The 23,535-nt window shown below is 37.5% G+C and carries 23 protein-coding genes and 2 riboswitches; of the genes, 21 read left to right on the top strand and 2 right to left on the bottom strand.

Translation table 11 applies throughout. The annotated features are described in order from the left end of the window. The first annotated feature begins 19 nt into the window (after positions 1–19). The 17 genes from KDN24_RS21830 to sufB all read left to right on the top strand — a co-directional run bounded on the left by KDN24_RS21830 (position 20) and on the right by sufB (position 16,973). Positions 20–1,195, top strand: a complete 1,176-nt coding sequence (locus tag KDN24_RS21830; protein WP_409974130.1) for an acetyl-CoA C-acetyltransferase — start codon at positions 20–22, stop codon at positions 1,193–1,195. 125 nt (positions 1,196–1,320) lie between these two features. After that, positions 1,321–3,105 (top strand): acyl-CoA dehydrogenase FadE, encoded by a 1,785-nt coding sequence (locus KDN24_RS21825; RefSeq protein ID WP_409974131.1) that lies wholly within the window; start codon positions 1,321–1,323, stop codon positions 3,103–3,105. A gap of 227 nt (positions 3,106–3,332) precedes the next feature. Further along, complete coding sequence (locus KDN24_RS21820) at positions 3,333–3,692, top strand: arsenate reductase family protein (RefSeq protein WP_409974132.1); 360 nt, start codon at positions 3,333–3,335, stop codon at positions 3,690–3,692. A gap of 91 nt (positions 3,693–3,783) precedes the next feature. Further along, entirely contained in the window at positions 3,784–4,167 is a 384-nt protein-coding gene (gene gcvH / locus KDN24_RS21815) for a glycine cleavage system protein GcvH (RefSeq protein ID WP_409974133.1), read from the top strand. A gap of 716 nt (positions 4,168–4,883) precedes the next feature. Then, positions 4,884–5,240 (top strand): toprim domain-containing protein, encoded by a 357-nt coding sequence (locus KDN24_RS21810; protein ID WP_409974134.1) that lies wholly within the window; start codon positions 4,884–4,886, stop codon positions 5,238–5,240. Between the two features lie 6 nt (positions 5,241–5,246). Next, positions 5,247–5,555 carry a thioredoxin family protein gene (locus KDN24_RS21805; protein ID WP_409974135.1) on the top strand — a complete coding sequence of 103 codons (309 nt, stop codon included), beginning with the start codon at positions 5,247–5,249 and terminating at the stop codon, positions 5,553–5,555. 173 nt (positions 5,556–5,728) lie between these two features. After that, entirely contained in the window at positions 5,729–6,100 is a 372-nt protein-coding gene (locus tag KDN24_RS21800; RefSeq protein WP_409974136.1) for a hypothetical protein, read from the top strand. Between the two features lie 65 nt (positions 6,101–6,165). Continuing rightward, a riboswitch (SAM riboswitch) is annotated at positions 6,166–6,266 on the top strand. A 114-nt stretch (positions 6,267–6,380) separates the two neighbouring features. Next, positions 6,381–7,697: an O-acetylhomoserine aminocarboxypropyltransferase/cysteine synthase family protein gene (locus tag KDN24_RS21795; RefSeq protein WP_409974137.1), complete on the top strand. Its 1,317-nt coding sequence runs from the start codon at positions 6,381–6,383 to the stop codon at positions 7,695–7,697. A 128-nt stretch (positions 7,698–7,825) separates the two neighbouring features. Continuing rightward, a riboswitch (SAM riboswitch) is annotated at positions 7,826–7,932 on the top strand. A 121-nt stretch (positions 7,933–8,053) separates the two neighbouring features. Next, positions 8,054–9,079, top strand: coding sequence for a methionine ABC transporter ATP-binding protein (locus KDN24_RS21790; protein WP_409974138.1), 1,026 nt, complete (start codon positions 8,054–8,056; stop codon positions 9,077–9,079). Beyond that, the gene (locus KDN24_RS21785; RefSeq protein ID WP_409974139.1) at positions 9,072–9,740 is read left to right on the top strand and encodes a methionine ABC transporter permease; all 669 of its coding nucleotides are present in this window, start codon (positions 9,072–9,074) and stop codon (positions 9,738–9,740) included. The genes KDN24_RS21790 and KDN24_RS21785 overlap by 8 nt, the downstream gene beginning before the upstream one ends. Before the next feature lie 12 nt (positions 9,741–9,752). Then, positions 9,753–10,616, top strand: a complete 864-nt coding sequence (locus tag KDN24_RS21780; RefSeq protein WP_409974140.1) for a MetQ/NlpA family ABC transporter substrate-binding protein — start codon at positions 9,753–9,755, stop codon at positions 10,614–10,616. Positions 10,617–11,109: 493 nt separating this feature from the next. Continuing rightward, positions 11,110–11,262: a YuzK family famiily protein gene (locus KDN24_RS21775; RefSeq protein WP_409974141.1), complete on the top strand. Its 153-nt coding sequence runs from the start codon at positions 11,110–11,112 to the stop codon at positions 11,260–11,262. A 372-nt stretch (positions 11,263–11,634) separates the two neighbouring features. Then, positions 11,635–12,420 (top strand): Fe-S cluster assembly ATPase SufC, encoded by a 786-nt coding sequence (gene sufC, locus KDN24_RS21770; RefSeq protein WP_409974142.1) that lies wholly within the window; start codon positions 11,635–11,637, stop codon positions 12,418–12,420. A 17-nt stretch (positions 12,421–12,437) separates the two neighbouring features. Beyond that, entirely contained in the window at positions 12,438–13,748 is a 1,311-nt protein-coding gene (gene sufD / locus KDN24_RS21765) for a Fe-S cluster assembly protein SufD (RefSeq protein WP_409974143.1), read from the top strand. After that, the gene (locus KDN24_RS21760) at positions 13,748–14,977 is read left to right on the top strand and encodes a cysteine desulfurase (protein WP_409974144.1); all 1,230 of its coding nucleotides are present in this window, start codon (positions 13,748–13,750) and stop codon (positions 14,975–14,977) included. Before sufD ends, KDN24_RS21760 begins: the two co-directional genes overlap by 1 nt. Continuing rightward, positions 14,967–15,401 (top strand): Fe-S cluster assembly sulfur transfer protein SufU, encoded by a 435-nt coding sequence (sufU, locus tag KDN24_RS21755; RefSeq protein WP_409974145.1) that lies wholly within the window; start codon positions 14,967–14,969, stop codon positions 15,399–15,401. The genes KDN24_RS21760 and sufU overlap by 11 nt, the downstream gene beginning before the upstream one ends. A 174-nt stretch (positions 15,402–15,575) precedes the next feature. Next, entirely contained in the window at positions 15,576–16,973 is a 1,398-nt protein-coding gene (gene sufB / locus KDN24_RS21750; RefSeq protein ID WP_409974146.1) for a Fe-S cluster assembly protein SufB, read from the top strand. Positions 16,974–17,218: 245 nt separating this feature from the next. Here sufB and KDN24_RS21745 read toward each other — a convergent pair whose 3' ends face one another. Together KDN24_RS21745 and KDN24_RS21740 are read right to left on the bottom strand one after the other, a co-directional pair. Next, the gene (locus KDN24_RS21745; protein ID WP_409974147.1) at positions 17,219–17,674 is read right to left on the bottom strand and encodes an ImmA/IrrE family metallo-endopeptidase; all 456 of its coding nucleotides are present in this window, start codon (positions 17,672–17,674) and stop codon (positions 17,219–17,221) included. 1 nt (position 17,675) lies between these two features. Further along, positions 17,676–18,017, bottom strand: coding sequence for a helix-turn-helix domain-containing protein (locus KDN24_RS21740; RefSeq protein WP_409974148.1), 342 nt, complete (start codon positions 18,015–18,017; stop codon positions 17,676–17,678). Positions 18,018–18,401: 384 nt separating this feature from the next. On the opposite strand from KDN24_RS21740, the gene KDN24_RS21735 reads away from it, so the two are divergent. The 4 genes from KDN24_RS21735 (at position 18,402) to KDN24_RS21720 (ending at position 23,535) form a co-directional block, all read left to right on the top strand. Further along, entirely contained in the window at positions 18,402–18,824 is a 423-nt protein-coding gene (locus KDN24_RS21735) for an ArpU family phage packaging/lysis transcriptional regulator (protein ID WP_409974342.1), read from the top strand. A gap of 235 nt (positions 18,825–19,059) precedes the next feature. After that, positions 19,060–19,629, top strand: coding sequence for a major tail protein (locus tag KDN24_RS21730; RefSeq protein ID WP_409974149.1), 570 nt, complete (start codon positions 19,060–19,062; stop codon positions 19,627–19,629). A gap of 57 nt (positions 19,630–19,686) precedes the next feature. Beyond that, entirely contained in the window at positions 19,687–19,995 is a 309-nt protein-coding gene (gpG, locus tag KDN24_RS21725; RefSeq protein ID WP_491348157.1) for a phage tail assembly chaperone G, read from the top strand. A 195-nt stretch (positions 19,996–20,190) separates the two neighbouring features. Further along, entirely contained in the window at positions 20,191–23,535 is a 3,345-nt protein-coding gene (locus KDN24_RS21720) for a phage tail tape measure protein (protein ID WP_491348156.1), read from the top strand.

Here is a 23,535-nt window from a genome sequence, read left to right as displayed (position 1 = left end):
CAGAAGGAGAGGGAGAAAAATGAGAGAAGCGGTAATTGTAGCGGGTGCTCGTACCCCAGTCGGCAAGGCTAAGAAAGGAACATTGGCAAATGTTAGACCTGATGATCTAGGTGCGTTAGTCGTCCGCGAAACATTGAAGCGAGCTAGTAATTATGAGGGAAATATTGATGACTTAATTATTGGGTGTGCAATGCCAGAAGCAGAGCAGGGCCTAAATATGGCTCGAAATATTGGTGCATTGGCTGGCCTTCCTTATACAGTTCCAGCGATCACCATCAATCGGTACTGTTCGTCAGGATTACAATCTATCGCTTATGCGGCAGAGAAAATAATGATCGGTCATGCAGATACGATCATCGCTGGCGGTGCAGAGTCAATGAGTCTCGTACCAATGATGGGTCATGTAACTCGTCCAAATATTAAACTAGCTGAGACTGCTCCGGAGTACTATATGGGCATGGGGCATACAGCTGAAGAAGTGGCAAAGAAATATGGAATTTCCCGTGAGGATCAGGATGCATTTGCAGTCAGAAGCCATCAAAAAGCTGCAAAAGCTATTCAAGAAGGGAAGTTTGTGGAAGAAATTGTTCCTGTTGATGTTACGCTAAGATCGATCGGAAAGGACAATAAATTACTTGAGAAGACCATTCAATTTAGTCAAGATGAGGGAATAAGAGCAGATTCAACAGTTGAAACATTGGCAAAGCTTCGACCAGCATTCTCTGTAACGGGAACAGTAACTGCAGGAAATTCCTCTCAGACGAGTGATGGAGCTGCTGCCGTAATGGTTATGGATCGGGAAAAAGCTGAATCAACAGGCTTAAAGCCAATGGCAAAATTCAGATCATTTGCAGTTGGTGGGGTGCCACCTGAAATTATGGGGATCGGCCCAATTGTAGCCATTCCAAAAGCATTAAAGCTTGCAGGGTTAGAGCTTTCTGATATTGGCTTATTTGAACTGAATGAAGCATTTGCTTCTCAATCTATCCAAATTATTCGTGAGCTTGGATTAGATGAAGAAAAAGTAAATGTTAATGGGGGTGCCATTGCATTAGGTCATCCACTTGGCTGTACAGGTGCAAAATTAACACTATCACTCATCCATGAAATGAAAAGACGCAATCAGCAGTTTGGAGTCGTAACAATGTGCATTGGCGGTGGCATGGGGGCTGCTGGCGTTTTCGAATTGCTTTAATAGATAAGGGGGCATATCCTCGTCCCAGCGTTTTAAATGGAGAAGAGTTCTTGCAAATAAGAGTTAAAAGGGATGGGAGAAAGGCTCTTTAGCTTTTCTCCGTAAATAGAATGGAGGAAAATAAAATGACAAATCAAACTGAAAACGTAATTAAAGGTGGAAGTTTTTTAATTGAAGATCTTCCTTATGACCGTGTTTTCACACCAGAGGATTACACAGATGAACAGAAAATGATTGCAAAAACGACAGAGGATTTTATTGTAAACGAAGTTCTTCCAGAAGTTGAACATTTAGAAAATCATGAATTTGATCGTTCTGTTAAGTTGTTAAAGCAAGCTGGAGAGCTTGGACTATTAGGTGCTGATGTCCCAGAAGAATATGGTGGATTATCTTTAGATAAAGTAAGCTCAGCTTTAATTTCTGAAAAGATGGCTCGTGCAGGCGGCTTTTCTATAACTCACGGAGCTCATGTCGGAATTGGCTCACTTCCGATCGTATTATTTGGGAACGAAGAGCAAAAAGAAAAATATTTGCCACTTTTAGCAACAGGTGAAAAGATTGCTGCATATGCATTAACAGAGCCTAGCTCTGGTTCTGATGCGCTCGGAGCGAAAACAACGGCAAAATTAAATGCTGAAGGCACCCATTATGTGTTAAATGGCGAAAAACAATGGATTACAAATGCTGGTTTTGCAGATGTATTTATCGTATATGCCAAAATTGATGGCGAGCATTTTTCGGCATTTATCGTTGAAAGAGAGTTCCCAGGTGTTTCTGTAGGCCCAGAAGAAAAGAAAATGGGAATAAAAAGCTCATCAACCCGTACATTAATTTTAGAAGATGCGCAGGTGCCTAAAGAAAACCTCTTAGGTGAATATGGGCGAGGTCATGTGATCGCCTTTAATATTTTAAATATTGGCCGCTATAAACTAGGAGTAGGAACAGTAGGTGGTTCAAAGCGTGCATTTGAACTAGCAGTGCAATATGCTAACCAACGTCAGCAGTTTAAAACACCTATTTCACAATTTAATTTAACAAAAGAAAAGTTTGGCACGATGGCTTCCAAAATTTATGCTGCTGAAAGCTCTGTTTATCGAACAGTTGGTTTATTTGAAGACCGTATGAGCAAGCTGTCTGATGAGGAAGTAAAGGATGGCAAAGAAGTAGCAAGGTCAATCGCAGAATATGCTATAGAGTGCTCACTTAATAAATTTTTCGGAAGTGAAGTGCTTGATTATGTAGTTGATGAAGGAGTCCAAATTCATGGTGGATATGGATTCATGGCTGAATATGAAATCGAAAGAGCTTATCGTGATTCTCGGATTAACCGCATTTTTGAAGGAACGAATGAAATTAACCGACTATTAGTTCCAGGTACATTTGTACGTAAAGCTCTTAAAGGTGAACTTCCGTTATTTGAAAAAGCACTTAGCTTGCAAGAGGAGCTCATGATGCTGATGCCAGAGGATCCGGGTGATGAGCCATTAGCGCAAGAAAAATATTTAGTGAAAAATGCAAAGAAAATCGGTTTATTACTAGCAGGGCTAGCTGCACAAAAATATGGTAAAGCTTTAGAAAAAGAACAAGAAGTATTAGTGAATATTGCTGATATCGTTTCACTTGTGTATGCGATGGAATCGGTAGTTCTTCGTACAGAAAAAGCACTCGAAAAAGATGGATTAGAGCGTGGTAAACAAAAACTGCTTTATACTCAAATCTTTTGCCAAGAAGCATTTAATGAAATCGAGCAGCATGCGAAAGAAACACTTGTTGCAGTTGAAACAGGAGATGCTCTCCGCATGATGATTTCAGCACTTCGCAAGTTTACACGCCATACACCAATTAATGTGATTGCGAAAAAACGAGAAGCAGCTGATAAATTAATTGAAGCAGAAAAATTTGTTCTATAAGTAGAAAAGCCTTTTTATTAGATGGAGTGATCTCTAAATTTGTTTTCGATTGAGAGATCCTCCTTTTCTTTGATATTATCTATAAAGTAAAGAAGGAATAATTAGAATCATAGCGAATAATCAAGAAGAGTGGCAAAAATTATGATTAGACTTGAGTTTATGGTAGTATTTACTATACTTAGCTGTAAATTTATTTAATAGTTGGACAAGATAATGGTGGTGGAATGATGGAATTAACTTTTTATTGGTACCCGAAATGTGGGACATGCCGCAAAGCTAAGAAATGGCTGGATGAGCACCAATTAGCTTACGAAGCAGTACATATTGCTGAAAATCCCCCTTCCCTCACCGATTTAAAGAGCCTTTATCAAAATAGTGGTTTAGACATTAAAAAGTTCTTTAATACAAGTGGGATGAAATACCGTGAGCTTGGCTTAAAGGATAAAGTCAAAACGATGTCAGATGAGGAATTACTCGCTCTTTTAGCAACTGACGGGATGTTAATTAAGCGTCCAATTTTAACAGACGGGCAAAAGTTGACAGTGGGATTTAAAGAAGAGGATTACGAAAAAATATGGCTCTCATAAAGATATTGACAATTATGAGTAATATTTGTAATGCTTAAGAGGGAGATCAACAAGTTGATCTTAAATTGAATGAAAAAGTGGAGGGGTTTAAGTGAACACACCAAAGGAATTACGTTATTCAGAGGAACATGAGTGGGTAAAAACAGAAGGAGAGCAAGTTCGTATTGGGATTACTGACTTTGCTCAATCAGAGCTAGGTGACATCGTATTCGTAGAACTACCAGAAGTAGGGGATGAAGTTACAGCTGATGAGCCTTTCGGTAGTGTTGAGTCTGTAAAAACGGTGTCTGAATTATATTCCCCGGTTACAGGAAAAGTTGTTGCAATTAATGAAGACCTTAGTGATAGCCCAGAATTTGTCAACGAATCTCCATATGAAAAAGCATGGATGATCGTTGTCGAACTATCTGATACAAGTGAATTGGACAACCTTATGACTGCTGAACAATACGAAGAAATGGTAAAAGAAGACTAATATTAATATGATAAATCTACTTATAGGCGCGTTCGCATTCTAATAGGTAGACTACTTTAGAGGTTATCACAATGTGGTAACCCTTTTTTAATTTCGTATGACGTGATCACCAAGGAAAGCTTCTTTGAATTTCTATCGCAGGAAACAATCTGAACTTTGATTGTTCCGAAGGCGCTTGCGCTTTTCTAGTCTTATTAGAATTTATATCTTTGAAGTTGGATGGGTGTCTAGCTGCAGCGCCTAGCGCCTAGTAAACTTCCGACGCACAGGACGTGCTAGTGCAGGCATTGCCACAAGGATGTGGCGTATTTTGCCTGCCCTCCCTCTCCCTGCGATAAGTCAACATCGACTCGTTATCACTTGTCGTGTTTCCTTTATCTCAGTCGAGGTCAGTCCAGTTTATCCCGCATTAACGGGCTGTAAGACCCCCCACTTTAAAAAGTTGAGCAAAGCCCAAAAATTCTAAGTGAGGGCTCAAACAGCCCATAAATGCCCGATTAGTTCAACTAACAATCAGTGGGGATGAAGGCCCCCCACTAATTGAGTTTCACTTTATACGTCGCTGCCCAAGGCGCTTGCGCTTTTCTTTTCTTCATTCCGCAGAAGCTCGCACCGATATTTGAAGAATGAATATGGTAAAATAAAAGTAATAACTATTAGTAATTTGCTGCAATCTGAAAATGATTTAAACTACAACTGTCGCCCAGGTGATAAAAATGAATGAAGAATTCCTAGATAAGGTTATCATTGTAGAAGGAAAATCAGATAAATTAAAAGTAAAAGAAATTGTGAGTGAGCCAATTGAGATTATTTGTACGAACGGAACAATTAGCATTTCAAAGCTAGATGAATTAATTGATTCATTAATGGAAAAGCAAGTATTTATTTTGGTAGATGCCGATGCAGCAGGAGAAAAACTGCGTAAACAGTTTAAAAGGGAATTTCCAGAGGCGGAGCACCTCTATATTGATCGCATGTATCGAGAAGTTGCTACAGCTCCAGAACACCATTTAGCAACCATTCTATTAGGGGCAAATATTGATGTTTATACAAAGTTTTTGGATAGAGGATGATAGAATTTGCAGGAATGGTCACATGAAGTAATTGTCAAATCTTTACAGAAGAACAAAATATGTTTGTTATATTTATATACACCATTATGTGGGACATGCCAGTTAGCAGGAAAAATGCTTTCAGTTGTCACAGAGCTTTTGCCACATATTGAAATGGGGAAAGCGGATTTAAATTATCTTCCTTATTTTGCAGAATTATGGGAGATAGAAAGTGTACCTTGTTTAATTGTCTTTAAAGATGGACAGCTTGTAGAAAAAATATATGCTTTTCATTCAGTTCCTTATTTAGCTGAGAAAATTAAAAACTTGCTTTAACAAAATGACATATTTCTCGGGAAATGAAAGGTATTGCTGAAAAAAGTCGAGGTGCATAAACGCAAAGCATATATTTACTTTATCGGAAAAAAGAGGGAGGAAGATTTTAATTCTTGTTGAATAGATAAGGGAGTGTGAATGAGTAGAAAACCTGAGTGGTTGAGGTGTGACGAATGAAAAAGCTGGTTGCATCATTTATTAACGATGTGAAATCAAAGGATCATATTATCCTTTTTTTAAAGGATGCTGCCTTTACATCCGTTATTCAAACTGACACGGAATCGGTTACGCTTTTATTTTCGAAGGGAGATATCTCCATTTCACCCCATCCTAATATGGGGAATTTAGAGAATGTAATACTCTCAGGCTCCTTTGCTAGCATTGCCTCTATTTTAACCGGTAGAGAAAAGTTGCGGACAGCAGTAAAAAATGGACAAATTTCCGCAAGCTCAACCTTTCGAAAAATCCTATTTTTAGAATCATTATTTATTTTGGCAAGTAAAGACGACAATTCAAATCAATTTAGTCAGAAAAAATTAAAATAGCTATTGACCTTTTATTTTGACTTATGTTAGTATCACTTTAATTACTCGAGTAAATAAATTGAATATTCTTATCAAGAGAGGCGGAGGGACTGGCCCGACGAAGCCCGGCAACCGGTAATTTACACGGTGCTAATTCCAGCAGAGCATTTGCTCTGGAAGATAAGGAGAGATGCGATACTACCCTCTTCTTATGAAGAGGGTTTTTATTTTTTCTATGAAAGAGATATGGATTAGGCAAGTAAGACAGGAATTTATTATAGTAAAAAGGGAGAGAGTGAAAATGACGGAGAAGCAAAAAAATTATCGGTTTGAAACACTTGGTGTTCACGGGGGATTGCAACCAGATCCAGTAACAGGTGCCAGAGCAGTTCCAATTTATCAAAATAATGCGTACCAATTTAAGAATACAGAACATGCAGCTAATCTATTTAGTCTAAAGGAGCCTGGTTATATATATACAAGGATTCACAATCCAACAGTAACCGTTTTTGAAGAGCGGATTGCACTGTTAGAAGGCGGGGTAGGTGCATTAGCCGTAGCCAGTGGGCAAGCAGCTATTACATTAGCGATTTTAAATCTTGCTCAAGCTGGGGATGAAATTGTGTCAGCATCCAATTTATATGGAGGAACATATAACTTATTTGCGGTAACTCTTCCGAAGTACGGAATTACGGTGAAGTTTGTGAATCCAGACGACCCAGAAAACTTCCGCAAAGCAATTACAGAAAAAACAAAAGCTGTCTATGCTGAAACAATTGGCAATCCAAGCCTTAAAGTACTTGATATTGAAAAGGTTGCCGGAATCGCGCATGAAAATGGGATTCCATTAATAATTGATAATACATTTGCAACTCCTTACTTATGCAGACCAATTGAATATGGTGCAGACATTGTCATTCACTCAGCGACAAAATGGCTTGTTGGTAACGGAACGACTTTAGGTGGTGTAATTGTTGATGGTGGTAAATTCGATTGGAATTCACCGAAGTTCCCAGGATTTGTAGAGCCAGATCCAAGCTACCATAATCTTGTTTATAGTGAAGCTCTCGGTCCTGTCGCCTATATAATTAAGGCTAGAGTTCAATTGCTAAGAGATTTAGGTCCAGCCCTTAGCCCACAAAACGCATTCCAATTTAGTCTCGGACTCGAAACTCTACATGTACGTATTAAGGAGCATGTGGCAAACACGAAGAAAATTGTTGAATATTTAGAGGCGCATCCAGCAGTTGAATGGGTTTTATATCCGGGTCATGATCAATCACCTGATAAGCCGTTAGTAGATAAATATTTGCCTAAAGGGGCAGGATCCATTGTCGTCTTTGGGATTACAGGAGGAAGAGAAGCAGGTGCAAGCTTTATCAATCACCTAGAGCTATGGGCACATGTCGCCAATGTTGGCGATGCAAAGAGCTTAGTCATCCACCCAGCAAGCACAACCCATCAACAATTAGATGCTGAAGGATTAAAAGCAGCTGGAGTTTCAGAAGATTTAATTCGTCTGTCAATTGGAATCGAGCATGTTGAAGATTTAATTGATGATTTAGAACAGGCAATTGAGGCGGCAACAGGGAGAACGTCATTGAAAGTTAATCAATAAAAGCAAATGTAAGCTTTACTCATACGAAATTTTACCATTGACACCTTTTTCATGTCCATGATACGATTGTAAGCATAAATGTTTTATGTATAACAATGTAAAGTGTTAATTGAATATAGTCATGTATGCTCTTATCAAGAGAGGTCGAGGGAAGTGCCCTATGAAGCCCGGCAACCGTCATTAAGTTGAAATGGTGCCAATTCACGCAAAGCATAATAGCTTTGGGAGATGAGAGAAAGGACAATGTATTTGTATGCCTTTCTGCTCATGTCGGAAAGGCTTTTTATATTCCTCTCATAAGAGGGAAAAATAACTGAAATCGTATCGAATCGGATGTTGAAGAAGGTGTATAAATAATGATTTCAATAAAAGATGCCGAAAAAGTGTATTCTTCTAAACAAGGTCAAGTTAAGGCTGTACAAAATGTGAATCTTGAGATTAGTAAAGGGGAAATATTTGGCGTTATCGGGTATAGCGGTGCAGGGAAAAGTACATTAATTCGAATGTTAAATGGACTTGAAATACCAACGAACGGCTCCATTATCGTTGCTGATAAAGAAATCTCAAAAATTAAAGGGGATATGCTGAGAAAGGCTCGACAAGAGATAAGTATGATTTTTCAGCATTTTAACTTACTTTGGTCACGGACGGTAAGGCAAAATATTGCCTTTCCTTTAGAAATTGCAGGAATACCGAAAAAACAAAGAGCACAAAGGGTCGATGAACTTATTAGACTAGTAGGCCTTGAAGGGCGAGAAGATGCTTACCCTTCTCAGCTCAGTGGGGGACAAAAACAAAGAGTTGGGATTGCTAGGGCGCTTGCTAATAATCCGAAGGTATTATTATGTGATGAAGCAACATCAGCTTTAGACCCAGAAACGACGGATTCAATCCTTGAACTATTAGTTAATATTAATAAACAATTAGGTTTAACCATTGTCCTGATCACACATGAAATGCAAGTAATTCGAAAAATATGTCACCGAGTTGCAGTAATGGAGGAAGGAACAATTGTGGAGCTTGGTCCCGTAATCGATGTTTTTAAAAATCCTCAGCAAGATATTACGAAACGATTTGTTCATCAAATAATTGAGCCTCAAGAAACAAAGGATACGATTGATCAAATTCTTAAATTATATCCACATGGGCAAGTCGTACAATTAAGCTTTATTGGAAATTCAGTTGAGCAGCCGTTAATTACACAGCTCATAAGAGATTTTAAGATTACAGTTAATATTCTTCATGGGAAAATAGCACAAACACAAAACGGATCATATGGTTCATTATTCATCCATTTGGACGGAGAAGAAGCAGAGATAAATAGAGCGATTGACTTTATTCATTCTAAGCATGTCGGAGTGGAGGTGATTCCGAATGCTTAATGAATGGTTTCCAAATGTGAAATGGGAGAAAATGTGGGAAGCAACGGTCGAAACACTATATATGACGAGTATTTCAGTCATTGCGACATTTATACTTGGAATTATCTTAGGGTTATTATTATTTTTAACATCAAAAGGAAATATTTTAGAAAACGGAGTAATTAATAAGATTATTAGTGCAATTGTAAATATTTTTAGGTCGATTCCTTTCCTTATTTTAATTGTTCTCTTAATTCCGTTCACTAAACTTCTAGTGGGAACGATGATTGGGGAAAATGCTGCCCTTCCTGCATTAATTGTCGGAGCTGCACCCTTTTATGCACGAATGGTAGAGATTGCGTTAAGGGAAATTGATAAAGGTGTTTTAGAAGCAGCGAAATCGATGGGCGCGAAGACAACAACAATAATATGGAAAGTTCTCTTGCCGGAATCGATGCCAGCCCTCGTATCTGGAATTACCGTAACTGCTATTGCACTAGTTGGTTATACGGCGATGGCAGGTGTTATCGGGGCTGGGGGACTTGGAAGTTTAGCCTTTCTTGAAGGCTTCCAACGAACTAGAACTGATGTCACGTTAGTTTGTACCATTGTCATTTTAATCATAGTATTTATTATCCAATTTATTGGTGATTTTATAACAGCAAAATTAGATAAACGATAAGGAGAGGTCAAAATGAAGAAAAAATGGTTATCCCTTTTATTAACATTTACAGTTATCCTTGTTCTTGCAGCATGTGGAACGGCAAAGGAAAAAGAAAGCAATAATGCGAGTGATGCAGGAAAAGAGGAAGACAAAACAACAGAAGTTACGAAGCTAACGGTTGGAGCTTCAAATGTTCCACACGCTGAAATACTTGAAGAAGCTAAACCACTATTGAAGGAAAAAGGAATTGATTTAGAGATCATTACATTCCAAGATTATGTGCTTCCAAATCAGGCACTGGAATCGAAAGAATTAGATGCAAACTATTTCCAACACATTCCTTATCTTGAACGTCAAATTGCAGAGAATGGCTATGACTTCGTCAATGCAGGCTCTGTTCATATTGAACCAATGGGCGTATATTCTAAAAAGTATAAAAGCTTAAGTGAACTTCCAGAAGGGGCACATATTATTATAAGTAACTCTGTCGCTGACCATGGTCGTGTTTTAGCCATTCTTGAAGCGGAAGGGCTTATTAAGTTAAAAGACGGAGTAGATAAGGCAAGTGCTACAGTTGAGGATATCGTTGATAATCCGAAGAAGATAAAGTTTGATGCAGATTATGAGCCAGCTTTATTACCGCAAATTTATAATAATGATGAGGGCGATGCTGTAGTGATTAACTCAAACTATGCAATTGATGCTGGCATTAATCCAGTAAAAGATTCAATCGCGATCGAAGGAAGCCAATCACCATACGTGAATATTATCGCTGTTCGTGCGGGTGATGAAAACCGTGAAGAAATCAAAGCACTTATTGATGTTCTTCACTCTGATAAAATTAAAGCTTTTATTGAAGAAAAATATAATGGTGCAGTGGTCCCTGCATTTTAATTAGAAAAACTTGATGGCAGGCACCTGGATGAAGTGAAAGAAGAATTAATTTTTTGCACTAAGTTAATTGTAGTGGAAGGCGCGAAGCGCCTGAAACGGAAATCAACGGTCAAGTTAATGGATCTTATAAAAAAGGGTGTCCCTAAAAGTGAACTGCACCCCAAAAGTTAGAGTAAAATCTGACTTTTGGGGTGTTTATTTTTGGGATACCCTTTTTTTGCATATTTGTAAAGAATTATAATGTAAAAATTAAATAATAATTGGGGTTCTAAAGCTCTGTACTTCTACCATAAATAAGCGTTTTTTTCTGATTGTAAGCAAATAATAGATGTAAGCGTTTTAAACGGCAATATTCGTTTAAAAAAAGAAAAAATTTCACTTTTTCGTCTTTGAATTTTGACCATTTTCGGTGTAAAATGCAAAAGTAATTTAAATCGCAAAGACGAAGGGATTGGTTTTTCTGAACCAGTTGCATCTTAATTATACAGGCGAAATGGAAAAGGCAATGCATAGAGCCCATGGAGTAGGTTATCAAGTGTATTGTCAAAAGCAAGATATTCGATTATTAATCGAAAAAAAACGTGAGCAAGATTATTTAAAAAGCCAGCAAATTGTTGCTCAATTCGAGCGAAAAGTACATTCTTAAAAAAAGCGAAAAAGGGACATCGATGATGATTCCTTTTTTTATTGTATAAGCATTTTATATATTTCAATTTAAATGGCTGGACAAGCTCTAGCCCTGAATGCCATGGATTCTAATGTGGTTGACATTGTTTTCAAATAATAGGGAAGTGTAGTATTAGAATAGATAAACTTTGATTTTTCAAGCTTCATCGTCGGTGATTTTATTAATCAGAAGTACTTATTATATATTTTAGTATAAAAAGCTTGATAAAGGACTGAAAGAGTTGATATCACATTTCATTTGTTATAAGATTGTAATGAGAATAAAATGAGAATAGAGGATTGCGATATTTGTCGCATGTACAAAACTTCTTTTATTGATGGAGGTATTATTATGGCAGGTTCTAAGTTAACGATCAATGATCTTCATGTTTCGATTGAAGGTAAAGAAATATTAAAAGGTGTGAACCTTGAAATTAAAGGCGGAGAAATTCATGCCATTATGGGACCAAACGGTACAGGGAAATCTACATTATCTTCTGCAATTATGGGTCACCCAAAGTATGAAGTAACTGATGGAACCGTTATTTTAGACGGAGAAGATGTTCTAGAAATGGAAGTTGATGAGCGTGCACGTGCTGGTCTATTCCTTGCAATGCAATATCCAAGCGAAATTACTGGAGTAACAAATGCTGACTTTTTACGTTCAGCCATCAACAGTCGTCTTGAAGAAGGTAATGAAATTTCATTAATGAAATTCATCAAAAAAATGGATAGCAAAATGGATTTCCTTGAGATGGATCAAGATATGGCACAACGCTACTTGAACGAAGGATTCTCAGGCGGAGAGAAAAAACGCAATGAAATTTTACAGCTTATGATGATCGAGCCGAAGATTGCTATTCTTGATGAAATTGATTCAGGTCTAGATATTGACGCCTTAAAGGTCGTTTCAAAAGGGATTAATGATATGCGTGGAGAAGACTTTGGCTGCTTAATTATTACTCACTATCAACGTCTTCTAAATTATATTACTCCTGACTATGTGCACGTTATGATGCAAGGCCGCATTGTAAAATCAGGTGGTCCTGAGCTTGCACAGCGCTTAGAGTCAGAAGGGTATGACTGGATTAAACAAGAGCTTGGCATTGAAGATGAAACAGTTGGTCAAGAAGCGTAATTGTTAGGAGGATCATTATGTCAATAGAAACAAAACTTCCATTTGGAGAGGAATATATCAATTCCTTTTCAAAAAGCATGGCTGAACCGGCATGGCTTACAGAGCTTCGTGTTGATGCGCTTGAAAAAGCTGACCATCTGCCAATGCCTAAGCCCGACAAAACAAATATTTCGAAATGGAATTTTACTCAATTCGATAAACATATTGTTAGCAGCGAGGATTTTTCTTCTTTAAATGAACTTCCTGAAGAAGTTAAATCATTAGTTAATCTCGAAGCTGCTGATCAAAATTTATATATTCAACGTAATAACAGACCGACTTATTTGGCTGTTTCAAAAGAGCTTCAAGAAACAGGGGTTATTTTTACAGATATTTTCACTGCAGCTAGAGAACATGGAGAGCTACTGCAGAAATACTTCATGAAAGATGGCGTAAAAGTGGATGAGCATCGCTTAACCGCTTTACATGCAGCTTTCTTAAATGGTGGCACCTTCCTATATGTTCCGAAAAATGTAGAAGTAAAAAATCCTATTCAAGCTATATACATCCATGATAATGAAGAAACGAATTTATTTAACCATGTGATTGTCGTTGCTGATGAAAATAGCTCTGTCACATATGTGGAAAATTATGTTTCAACAATGGAATCTGCGAACGGTGTATTTAACATCGTGACAGAAGTCATAGCAAAAGCAAATGCTAATATTCAATTTGGTGCAGTTGATACACTTGCAAAAGGAATTACAGCCTATGTAAACCGTCGAGGCACTGCTGATAGAGATGCACATATTGAATGGGCACTTGGATTAATGAATGATAGTGACACTGTTTATGAGAACACGACTAATTTAATGGGCGATGGTTCTTTCGGAATTTCAAAAACCGTTGTCGTTGGCCGAGGCGATCAAACACAGAACTTTACAACAAGTGTCGTTCACTTCGGAAAGAATACAGAAGGTCATATTTTGAAGCATGGTGTCATGAAGGATTCCGCTACATCTATTTTTAATGGAATCGGAAAAATTGAACATGGTGCGACAAAATCGAATGCTGAGCAAACATCACGTGTTCTTATGCTTAATGAAAAAGCACGTGGAGATGCAAATCCGATTTTATTAATTGATGAAGATGATGTAACAGCAGGCCATGCAGCTTCAGTTGGCCGTGTAGATCCGCTCCAGCTTTATTACTTAATGAGTAGAGGAATTCCGAAGGCGGAAGCAGAACGTCTAGTTATTCACGGATTCCTTGCTCCAGTTGTTAATGCACTTCCAATCGAAGGAGTTAAGAAACAACTCGTTGAAGTAATTGAAAGGAAAGTAAGATAATGGACATTAAAGGAATTCGCCAATTGTTTCCAATCTTACATCAAGAAGTCAATGGGCACCCACTTGTTTATTTAGACAGTGCGGCAACATCCCAAAAGCCTATACAAGTAATTGAGGCAGTCGATAAATATTATCGTGAATATAACTCGAATGTTCATAGAGGTGTTCATACGCTAGGAACACGGGCGACAGACAACTATGAAGGTGCAAGAGAAAAAGTACGTAAATTTATTAATGCTAAATCAACGGAAGAAGTTATTTTTACAAGAGGAACGACAACAGCCTTAAATACAGTTGCGACAAGCTATGCTCGGGAGAACTTAAAAGAAGGCGACGAAATTGTCATTTCATATATGGAGCATCATAGTAATATTATTCCTTGGCAACAAGTGGCGAAACATACAGGAGCAATTCTTAAATATTTGCCACTTCAAGAGGATGGAACGATATCTCTTGATGATGTGAAAGAGACGATTACGAATCATACGAAAATCGTTTCAATCGTACATGTATCAAATGTATTAGGTGTCATAAACCCTATAAAGGATATTGCCAAAATAGCTCATGAGCATGGTGCGATAATGGTTGTTGATGGCGCACAAAGCACTCCACATCTTAAAGTAGATGTTCAAGAACTAGATTGTGATTTCTTTACTTTCTCTGGACATAAGATGTGTGCACCTACAGATATTGGTGTTCTTTATGGGAAGAAACACCTTCTTGAAAAGATGGAGCCAATAGAATTTGGTGGCGAAATGATTGATTTTGTAGGTTTATTTGAATCGACATGGAAAGAGCTTCCGTGGAAATTCGAAGCAGGCACACCTATCATTGCAGGAGCAATTGGTTTAGGTGCAGCCATTGATTTCCTTGAGGAAGTCGGATTAGACAATATCGAAGTACATGAACACAAGCTAGCAGCTTATGCAATGGAAAAAATGACGCAAATTGAGGGAATTACGATTTATGGACCGAAAGATTCAGTGAAACGTGCTGGACTTGTCACTTTTAATCTTGAAGATGTTCACCCTCATGATGTAGCAACTGTATTAGATGCTGAAGGAATTGCTGTTCGTGCTGGTCATCATTGTGCGCAGCCATTAATGAAGTGGCTGCAGGTTTCATCAACGGCACGAGCAAGCTTCTATCTGTATAATACAGAAGAAGATATTGACAAACTTGTACAAGGGCTTGTCAAAACAAAGGAGTATTTCAGCGATGTCTTCTAATAATTTAGATAGCTTATATAGACAAGTAATTATGGATCATTATAAAAAACCTCGTAATAGAGGGGTATTAGAAGATGATAGTTTAACTATCAATATGAATAATCCAACTTGTGGAGATCGCATTCAGTTGACATTAAAACTTGAGGATGGAAAAGTTGTCGACGCGAAATTTGAAGGGGAAGGCTGTTCGATTTCGATGTCATCAGCTTCCATGATGACGCAAGCCATTAAAGGGAAAAATATTGAAGAGGCGTTAAAGCTTTCAGAAGTTTTTTCTCAAATGATGCAAGGAAAAGATTATGACAGTGATTTAGACCTTGGTGATATTGAAGCTCTTTCTGGTGTTGCAAAATTTCCAGCGAGAATTAAATGTGCAACTTTAGCATGGAAGGCCATGGAAAAAGGTTTAAAAGAAAATGAATAATCAATGTTAAGAAAAATTTATGTCTAGCTTTAGTGCCTTGCTCTCGATGTTATATTATTGAGGGGTGACCACAAAGGAAAGCTTCTGCAAGTGTAAAATAATAGCAGGAGTAATGGACCTTTTGATCGTTCTAATGGCGCTTTCGCTTTTCAATACGAATGGAGGAATACGACAATGGCAAAAAAAATGCCCGAAATTGGCGATTACAAATATGGTTTTGCCGACAAAGACGTTTCCATTTTCCGATCAAAACGCGGTTTAACGAAAGAGATCGTTGAAGAAATTTCAAAAATGAAAAATGAACCGCAATGGATGCTTGACTTCCGCTTGAAATCATTGGAGCATTTCTATAGTATGCCAATGCCACAATGGGGCGGAGATTTATCGTCTTTAAACTTTGATGAAATTACGTATTATGTCAAACCATCTGAAAAAACTGAGCGCTCATGGGATGAAGTACCAGAGGAAATTAAACAAACGTTTGACAAGCTAGGGATTCCAGAAGCTGAGCAAAAGTATTTAGCAGGAGTTTCTGCTCAATACGAATCAGAGGTTGTTTATCATAACATGCAAGAGGATCTTGAAGCACAAGGAATTGTTTTTAAAGATACTGATTCTGCTTTACGTGAAAATGAAGAGCTTTTCCGTGAACATTGGGCGAAAGTCATTCCTCCGACAGATAATAAATTTGCTGCATTAAACTCGGCTGTATGGTCTGGTGGTTCTTTCATTTATGTTCCGAAGGGAATAAAAGTGGAAACACCTTTACAAGCTTATTTCCGAATTAACTCAGAAAACATGGGTCAATTTGAACGGACATTAATCATTGTTGATGAAGGTGCACATGTTCATTATGTTGAGGGCTGTACGGCTCCTGTTTATACAACAAACTCACTTCATAGTGCAGTTGTTGAGATTATTATTAAAAAAGGTGCATACTGCCGTTATACAACAATTCAAAACTGGGCAAACAATGTTTATAACCTTGTAACAAAGCGTGCCGTTTGTGAAGAAAATGCAACGATGGAATGGATCGACGGCAATATCGGCTCTAAATTAACAATGAAATATCCAGCCGTTATTTTAAAAGGGGAAGGCGCTCGTGGCATGACTCTTTCCATTGCGATTGCAGGAAAAGGCCAGCATCAAGATGCGGGTGCAAAAATGATTCACCTTGCACCAAATACTTCATCTACCATCGTGTCAAAATCGATTTCTAAGCATGGTGGAAAAGTAACGTACCGTGGAATTGTTCAATTTGGACGTAAAGCGGATGGTGCTCGTGCGAATATCGAATGTGATACGTTAATTATGGATAATCAATCAACATCCGATACGATTCCATATAATGAAATCATGAACGATAACATCTCACTAGAGCATGAAGCGAAGGTTTCAAAAGTATCAGAAGAGCAGTTATTCTATTTAATGAGCCGCGGCATTTCTGAACAAGAAGCAACCGAAATGATCGTTATGGGCTTCATAGAGCCGTTTACGAAAGAACTTCCAATGGAATATGCGGTTGAAATGAATCGTTTGATTAAGTTCGAGATGGAAGGTTCAATTGGATAACGCTTAATTTATAAAGTTTTGATGGTGGGTGGAAACACTTTGCCCACCAAATCTTTACGATGTAACAAGAATTATGTTTTGAATACGCATTATTTTTTCAAATACGTATCTGCTGTGACTTTGACTCGATCTTGTCCAAGTCTCTCGGATACGTATTTTTTTATTCGCTCACTCTTTTTGGATATCGTGTCGGATTAATCGAGTTGAGTTTGGAAATCGACTCGCCAAATTAAACGATCCCACCACTAAATAAAATCTAAAACTCCAAGAGGATCGAAGTATAGAATCGATTCACCTACACTAGTAAATAAACCGTACTTTTCTTTATAACGATGTAAAGCTGCAGCTAAAAATTCCTCTGAAACTCCGAGATAATCGGCTAATTCAAATCGATTACGTATCCCTTCCTTTTGGGCTTGTACAATTTTATGGAGTGGTACTAGTTTCTCATAGGCCCAGTAGCGCGCTCTCAATTCCTGTTTCCGATTTTCAACTTTCGTTTGTTCTAAAATATTACCTACTGTCGTGTGATAGTGTCCAATCTCTTCAGCAAGAATACAGGCTTTTTCGATTGTGGTAGGTGTTAACTTATTAATCCAAATGACTTTGTCACTGTATAATCCTTTGATTTTAGATTTCATTGGCTTTTCATAGACGTCTAAACCATGTTGAAACGCCTCTCTCAGAAGGTTTTCATACATGTTATTCTCCTTTTTGCGCTCTCTTTGATTTTACAAATTCTTTAAAACGCTCGATTTCTTTTAATTCTTCCTCTGTCCACTCCTCACCATCATGGTGGGCGGCAATCGTTTCGGGTTCAGTATTTTCCTCTCTTTCCATTAACCAATCTAAGGAAACTCCAAAGTACTTAGCATATAGATGAGCATCATCAATATCAGGTTTTGCTTGGTTATTTTCCCATCTACTAATGGTGCTTTTACTAATTTTGGAATGATATCTCTTTGAAAACTCTAAAGCTAATTGTTCGAGAGATAGCCCTTTCGTTATTCTGAGCTCTTTTATTTTATCTGAGAAACAAGACATAGGTTTTCACCTCTTAAGTACTTAATATATTTCTTAATTATATTTTAAGTGAATCGTTCCAAAAATTCAACGAAACTCATTTTTTTATCCCAAAAATGAAATTATTTGTTGACATTCATTATTTTATCGGGTAAATTAAAAACACAATGTTCCATAAGTGGGAATATGAGGTAGTATGATGGATTCAAATAAATAACAGTTAATCTATCCTAAAAGATTAGGCGTTTAGGAAATGTATATATAGGATGAGATAAAGTTAAAATGTGACGAATTAACAATATCAGAAGCTATATTTTTTTAGTGAAGTCGTTCTAAAAACGGGAATATCTTATAACTTCCAATCATATTTAATACGGAGGGGTCAAAGTGGAGAAAAAATTAAAAATGCTATCAGAAATTGATCGAGAAAAAACAAAGGAATCTGTTGAAGCTGCTCTTGAAAAATATAGACTCTATTTACTAAGAGAGCCTGAAGAAAATCTTCCAAAAGTAACTGCAACATATTCACTAGTTTTTCCCTCAGCAAACAACCAATTCTTTTCATCTACCGAGAAAGCTGCAATAGATAATGTGGACTTTGAAAGAGAACGAAAAGAGTATATAGAGCGAATAAGAAAAGCGGTCAATCGTCTCAATTATAAAGAGCGTGAAGTAATTATTAGGAGATACTTAGAAGATGAGGAAATGTTTGATTATGAAATTTATAATGATGTTGGATTAAGTGAAAGCAAATATTATAAGCTTAGAGCTCGTGCATTTTATAAACTTGCTATTATTTTAGGAATAGAAGTTTATAAGAAAGACTAGAAAACCTTACTTGATTATGAAATAGTTTATGGCCTTGTATTCATAAGTTCTTAAACATATTAGATAGATTGGAAACTATGAAAAAATAGTTTCTTTTTTTTACGATAAAAACGGCAGAAAACAGAAAGAAAACAAAAAGAATAGAAAACGAACATTTGTTCCTATCTGATGTAATATGGTATTAGGCAGTATTAAGAATTAAATTTGTTAAAAAAATATTTGGAGGTAATGATACATGGAAATCCAAGAAAGAGTACAAAAAGTAAGTCTTAGAAGGATACATTACGCTGTAATGACCGACGAAATAGCAGAAACGCATGGAGAGGTGAAGACACTAACTATGCCAATAGAACTTACTTTAACACCAAATTTTTCAGAAGCTACTTTTGATGCAGGTGATCGAGTAGTAGCGTATGAAAATAGTTTAGATTCAATCACAATTGCTGGCCAAGTTGCCGATCTACCAACTGAAGTTCAAGCTGATTGGTACGGGCATAAATTATCAGATGAAAAAGGATTAATCATGAACACAAATGATACGCCAAACTATTTAGCAATTGGTTTTGAAAGCGGATCTAAGCTTGTCTGGCTGTATAAAGCAAAATTTAAGCCTGCTGAGGATACAAATTCAACAAGGAAAAAAGGAGAAACCGCATTCGATCAAGAGGGGTTTTCAGGTGAAGCTATACCACTTGAGGATGGTACTTTAAAATACACAGTTCGAACAGATGACACGGGTGTTACTGAAACGGCAGAAACATTCTTTGCAACTGTAAAAAAACCTGTCATTACACCAGCACCATAAATTAATTGAGAGGAAGGGTGCCTCTCTTTATTATCTGTTCTAAGGGGAGAAGAAAAAATGCAAATTACGTTAAAAATTAATGGTAAGGAAAAGACCTTTACAAATGATTTCGTTCCAGGACGAGTATTTCGAAATGCTCTGTTAATTAACAAAAAAATGAGAGATAAATCATTTGAGCTATCTGCAGAACTATTTGATGAGCTTATAGAATTTTGTGTAACTACTTTTAGTAAACAATTCACAATTGATGAATTTTGGGATGGCGTCGATGCTAGAAAACTCGATAAAGAAGTTATGCGAATTTATAATGAAGTCCTGAGTTTTGGCGGTTTAACAGTGCAAGAGGGAAACGAACGGGGGAAGTAACGGAATTCGACGGATACAACTGGATTAAAGAGGTATACCGTCAACTTATGAGAGAAGGCTATAAACTTCCCGAAATAGATGAAATGGATATTAAATTTTGGATTGAACTTAATACTGCCGAAATAAAGTATATCACAGCTGATGATTTAGATTGGCTGTGATTTTTTATGCCTTTGGCTGAAAGTGGGTGAAATCATGGCAGGAAACAATGGCACAATGACGGTCTCATTATCTCTAGATGCATCGAGCTTTACCGGGAGCTTGGCACAAGTCGAAAGAAATCTTCGTGCAATGGGAACGGAATTAAGAGCAATAGAAGCAAGAGGGATAGAATATGGAAACTCGTTAGCGGGTTTAGGTGAACGACAAGATGTATTAAGTCGCTCACTTGAAGCTGTGAATATCAAGCTTACTGAAAATAGACGAATTTATGATGATATGGTTGCAAGTGGCACAGCGAGCGAGGCTCAACTCGAAAGACAAGCTAGCAGAGTTAATGCTGCACAAATAGAGTTTAACCAACTTGAAACAGAATTGAATGAAGTAAATGATGCACTTATATTGCAATCTTCTTCTTGGCATCAATTCTTTGAAAGACTCGATCCTGTTGGATCAAAGCTCAGTCTCATTGGTGATAGCATGAAGTCGTTTGGTAAAAACCTTTCAATGAAAATTACATTTCCTCTTGTTGAATTAGGGACAGCTGCATTTAAAGCAGCAGAAGACTTTGAATCGGCCTTTGATGGTGTTAAAAAAACTGTTGATGCTACAGAAGGTGAATTCAAGGTTCTATCTAGTGGGATAAGAGAAATGTCGAAAGAAATCCCTGTCGCAGCAACTGAAATAGCTGGTGTTGCAGAGGCAGCTGGACAGCTAGGAATCAAGAAGGAATCCATCCTAGGCTTCACACGTACGATGGTAGAGCTAGGGGTAGCAACAAATATGAGCAGTGATGAAGCTGCTGCATCTTTAGTACATTTAGGAAATATTACCCAAATGAATCAAAATGACTTCGATCGTTTAGGTTCCTCAATCGTTGAATTAAGTAATAACTTCGTTACTACTGAACAAGAAATAGTGGATATGGCTTTGCGATTAGCAGAGGCAAGTGCTCAAGTCGGGTTGAGTGAGGCTGATATCCTCGCCCTGGCAACCGCTTTATCTTCAGTTGGAATTGAGGCCGAAATGGGAGGTTCAGCAATCTCCAGTATAATGGAACAAATGCAAGTAGCGTCTTCAACTGGGTTTACCAAAGTACAGGAGTTGCTAAATTCAACGGGAATGAGTTTGAAAGATTTACAAATGGTGGCTTCTCAAAGTGGAAAAGATTTCGGTCATCTAGCAGAGGATTTAGGGATGACAAAAAATGAGCTTACGAATCTTATTAATGCCGGAATTGATTTAGAGAATTTTGCAAAAATAGCAGGAATGACGGGTGATCAGTTTAGAAAAGCTTTTGAACAGGATGCTATGGGTGCATTAGCGGTGTTATTTGAGGGCTTGGCAAATGCAGAAGAAGCAGGAGATTCTGCTATCAACATGCTACAGGAGATGGGAATCTCAGAGCTCCGTCTTCGGGAAGGTTTAATTCAAGCAGGAGGAGCAAGTAAACTCTTTGCTGAAGCAGTTAGCTTATCAAACAACGCTTGGGAAGAAAATGTTGCTTTAAGTAATGTAGCTGAAGAGCGATACAAGACTACTGCATCTCAAATGACAACTCTTTGGAATAAAGTTAAAGATCTCGGCATCTCTATCGGGAATATTTTAATTCCTATTGTGACTGATCTAATTAGTAACATAGAGCCAGTTATTAAGAAATTTGCTGATATGGATACGAGTACACTAAAGACTATTCTTTCTATAGGCGGCATGGTTGCAGCAATTGGCCCTTTAATTGTTATCGGTGGTTCACTTGTAAGCTCAATAGGTTCAATTTTTACAGCTGTAAGTACAATTTCAGGGGCAATTGCTGTTGTTACGACTGGGGTTACAGCTGCAACACCTGCAGTAGGAGCATTAGCTTCCGTGTTTACTGTATTAACAGGCCCCGTTGGCTTAGCTGCTGCAGGTATAGCCGCTTTGACAGTTGGAGGAATTGCACTTTACAAGCATTTACAGGAAGAAGCAATACCTGCTGTTGATAGGTTCGGTGATGGCGTTTCTGAATCAACAAGAGATGCACTTGAAGGTTTTTTTGAGTTATCTGATGGAGCGTCTCAAAAGCTAATGGAGATGCAACTCACGCAACAAAAAGTAACCGAGGAAACGAAAGACTCTCTAGTTGAAACATACGCTCAAATGAACGAACAGATATTGACAAAAATGGATGAACGTCATAACGATGAGATGGATAAATTAAAATCTATTTTTCTTAATTCATCAGCTTTAACTGCAGAGGAAGAAGAAAAGATTTTAAGAGCAACAGAAATGAGACATCAATCGGAAATTGCTGGTCAAGAATATAAAGAAGCTCGACTAAAAGAAATTTATGAGAAAGCATATGCAGAAAAAAGAGAGCTGACAGAGAGTGAGCAAATAGAAATTAATAGTTTGCAGCAACAGATGAATGAGAAGGCTGTCCAATATCTTTCAGAAAATGAAGTAGAGGCAAAGGCAATATTGGAACGGATGAAGCAAACGTCCAGTGACATGAGCGCTAGACAAGCTGCAGAAATTGTAAAAAACTCAAATAAGCAAAAAGAGGATGCCATTAAAGCAGCAAATGAGGAATATGTTAATAAAATTTCGATTTATGAACAAATGAGAGATGTTACAGGGGAGTTAACAGAAGAACAAGCAAATAAGCTAATCGCAGAAGCCACAAAACAACGGGATGTAGCAGTAAAACATGCAGAGGATACGCATCAAAAAGTTGTTACTGAGGCAAAAAAACAAGCGGGCGAACATATTAAGACGGTAGATTGGGAAACCGGGGAAATCCTAACCAAATGGGAAGTATTAAAAAATAGTGGCATAGAAATATGGGATAATTTCAAGAAAAAAGTTTCCGAGAAGTGGAACGAAACAAAAGATGTAATGGAAAAAGTATGGAATGCAACTATTAAGTTCTTTCAAGAAATTGATCTTGCCCAGATTGGTAAAGATATTATTCAAGGGTTAATAAATGGAATTGCTTCTATGGCTGACGCCGTTTGGGAAAAGGTGAAAGATATTGCAGAAGGAATTGGAGGATCAATAAAAAAAGTATTAAAGATCGCCTCCCCTTCAAAGTTAACATTTGAAATCGGAAAATGGACAGGAGAAGGTTTAGAGCAAGGACTTGACAGTATGATATCAATGATTAACAAAACGGCGAATAAAGCAGCTTATGCTGCTGTTCCTGATGTACCACTTTTTAACAGGCAGAACATAAATGGATATGGATATATGACAAGCTTTGATGGTAATAAGAGTAATCGAATCGAAAACAGTATCACTCAAAACATTGTCATTAATAGTCCTAAACATCTTAGCCCCTCAGAAACAGCAAGGAAAAATAAACAAGCAGCGAGGGAACTCGCTTTGGAATGGGGGTTATAA

The organism is Cytobacillus sp. Bva_UNVM-123 (genome assembly GCF_046351715.2).
Classification (GTDB): Bacteria; Bacillota; Bacilli; order Bacillales; family Cytobacillaceae; genus Cytobacillus.
The sequence above is the reverse complement of the archived record's forward strand: the minus strand, read 5'-3'. Positions and strand labels throughout refer to the sequence as shown.

Excerpts from the sequence above, each read along its gene's own strand:
- KDN24_RS21795 (WP_409974137.1), top strand. The coding sequence starts at position 6,381 with ATGACGGAGAAGCAAAAAAATTATCGGTTTGAAACACTTGGTGTTCAC.
- KDN24_RS21740 (WP_409974148.1), bottom strand. The coding sequence starts at position 18,017 with ATGTCTTGTTTCTCAGATAAAATAAAAGAGCTCAGAATAACGAAAGGG.
- KDN24_RS21780 (WP_409974140.1), top strand. The coding sequence starts at position 9,753 with ATGAAGAAAAAATGGTTATCCCTTTTATTAACATTTACAGTTATCCTT.
- sufD (WP_409974143.1), top strand. The coding sequence starts at position 12,438 with ATGTCAATAGAAACAAAACTTCCATTTGGAGAGGAATATATCAATTCC.
- KDN24_RS21785 (WP_409974139.1), top strand. The coding sequence starts at position 9,072 with ATGCTTAATGAATGGTTTCCAAATGTGAAATGGGAGAAAATGTGGGAA.
- KDN24_RS21735 (WP_409974342.1), top strand. The coding sequence starts at position 18,402 with ATGCTATCAGAAATTGATCGAGAAAAAACAAAGGAATCTGTTGAAGCT.
- KDN24_RS21825 (WP_409974131.1), top strand. The coding sequence starts at position 1,321 with ATGACAAATCAAACTGAAAACGTAATTAAAGGTGGAAGTTTTTTAATT.
- KDN24_RS21810 (WP_409974134.1), top strand. The coding sequence starts at position 4,884 with ATGAATGAAGAATTCCTAGATAAGGTTATCATTGTAGAAGGAAAATCA.
- gpG (WP_491348157.1), top strand. The coding sequence starts at position 19,687 with ATGCAAATTACGTTAAAAATTAATGGTAAGGAAAAGACCTTTACAAAT.
- KDN24_RS21830 (WP_409974130.1), top strand. The coding sequence starts at position 20 with ATGAGAGAAGCGGTAATTGTAGCGGGTGCTCGTACCCCAGTCGGCAAG.
- KDN24_RS21800 (WP_409974136.1), top strand. The coding sequence starts at position 5,729 with ATGAAAAAGCTGGTTGCATCATTTATTAACGATGTGAAATCAAAGGAT.
- KDN24_RS21745 (WP_409974147.1), bottom strand. The coding sequence starts at position 17,674 with ATGTATGAAAACCTTCTGAGAGAGGCGTTTCAACATGGTTTAGACGTC.
- KDN24_RS21820 (WP_409974132.1), top strand. The coding sequence starts at position 3,333 with ATGGAATTAACTTTTTATTGGTACCCGAAATGTGGGACATGCCGCAAA.
- KDN24_RS21760 (WP_409974144.1), top strand. The coding sequence starts at position 13,748 with ATGGACATTAAAGGAATTCGCCAATTGTTTCCAATCTTACATCAAGAA.
- sufC (WP_409974142.1), top strand. The coding sequence starts at position 11,635 with ATGGCAGGTTCTAAGTTAACGATCAATGATCTTCATGTTTCGATTGAA.
- KDN24_RS21720 (WP_491348156.1), top strand. The coding sequence starts at position 20,191 with ATGGCAGGAAACAATGGCACAATGACGGTCTCATTATCTCTAGATGCA.
- KDN24_RS21790 (WP_409974138.1), top strand. The coding sequence starts at position 8,054 with ATGATTTCAATAAAAGATGCCGAAAAAGTGTATTCTTCTAAACAAGGT.
- sufU (WP_409974145.1), top strand. The coding sequence starts at position 14,967 with ATGTCTTCTAATAATTTAGATAGCTTATATAGACAAGTAATTATGGAT.
- sufB (WP_409974146.1), top strand. The coding sequence starts at position 15,576 with ATGGCAAAAAAAATGCCCGAAATTGGCGATTACAAATATGGTTTTGCC.
- KDN24_RS21730 (WP_409974149.1), top strand. The coding sequence starts at position 19,060 with ATGGAAATCCAAGAAAGAGTACAAAAAGTAAGTCTTAGAAGGATACAT.
- KDN24_RS21775 (WP_409974141.1), top strand. The coding sequence starts at position 11,110 with ATGGAAAAGGCAATGCATAGAGCCCATGGAGTAGGTTATCAAGTGTAT.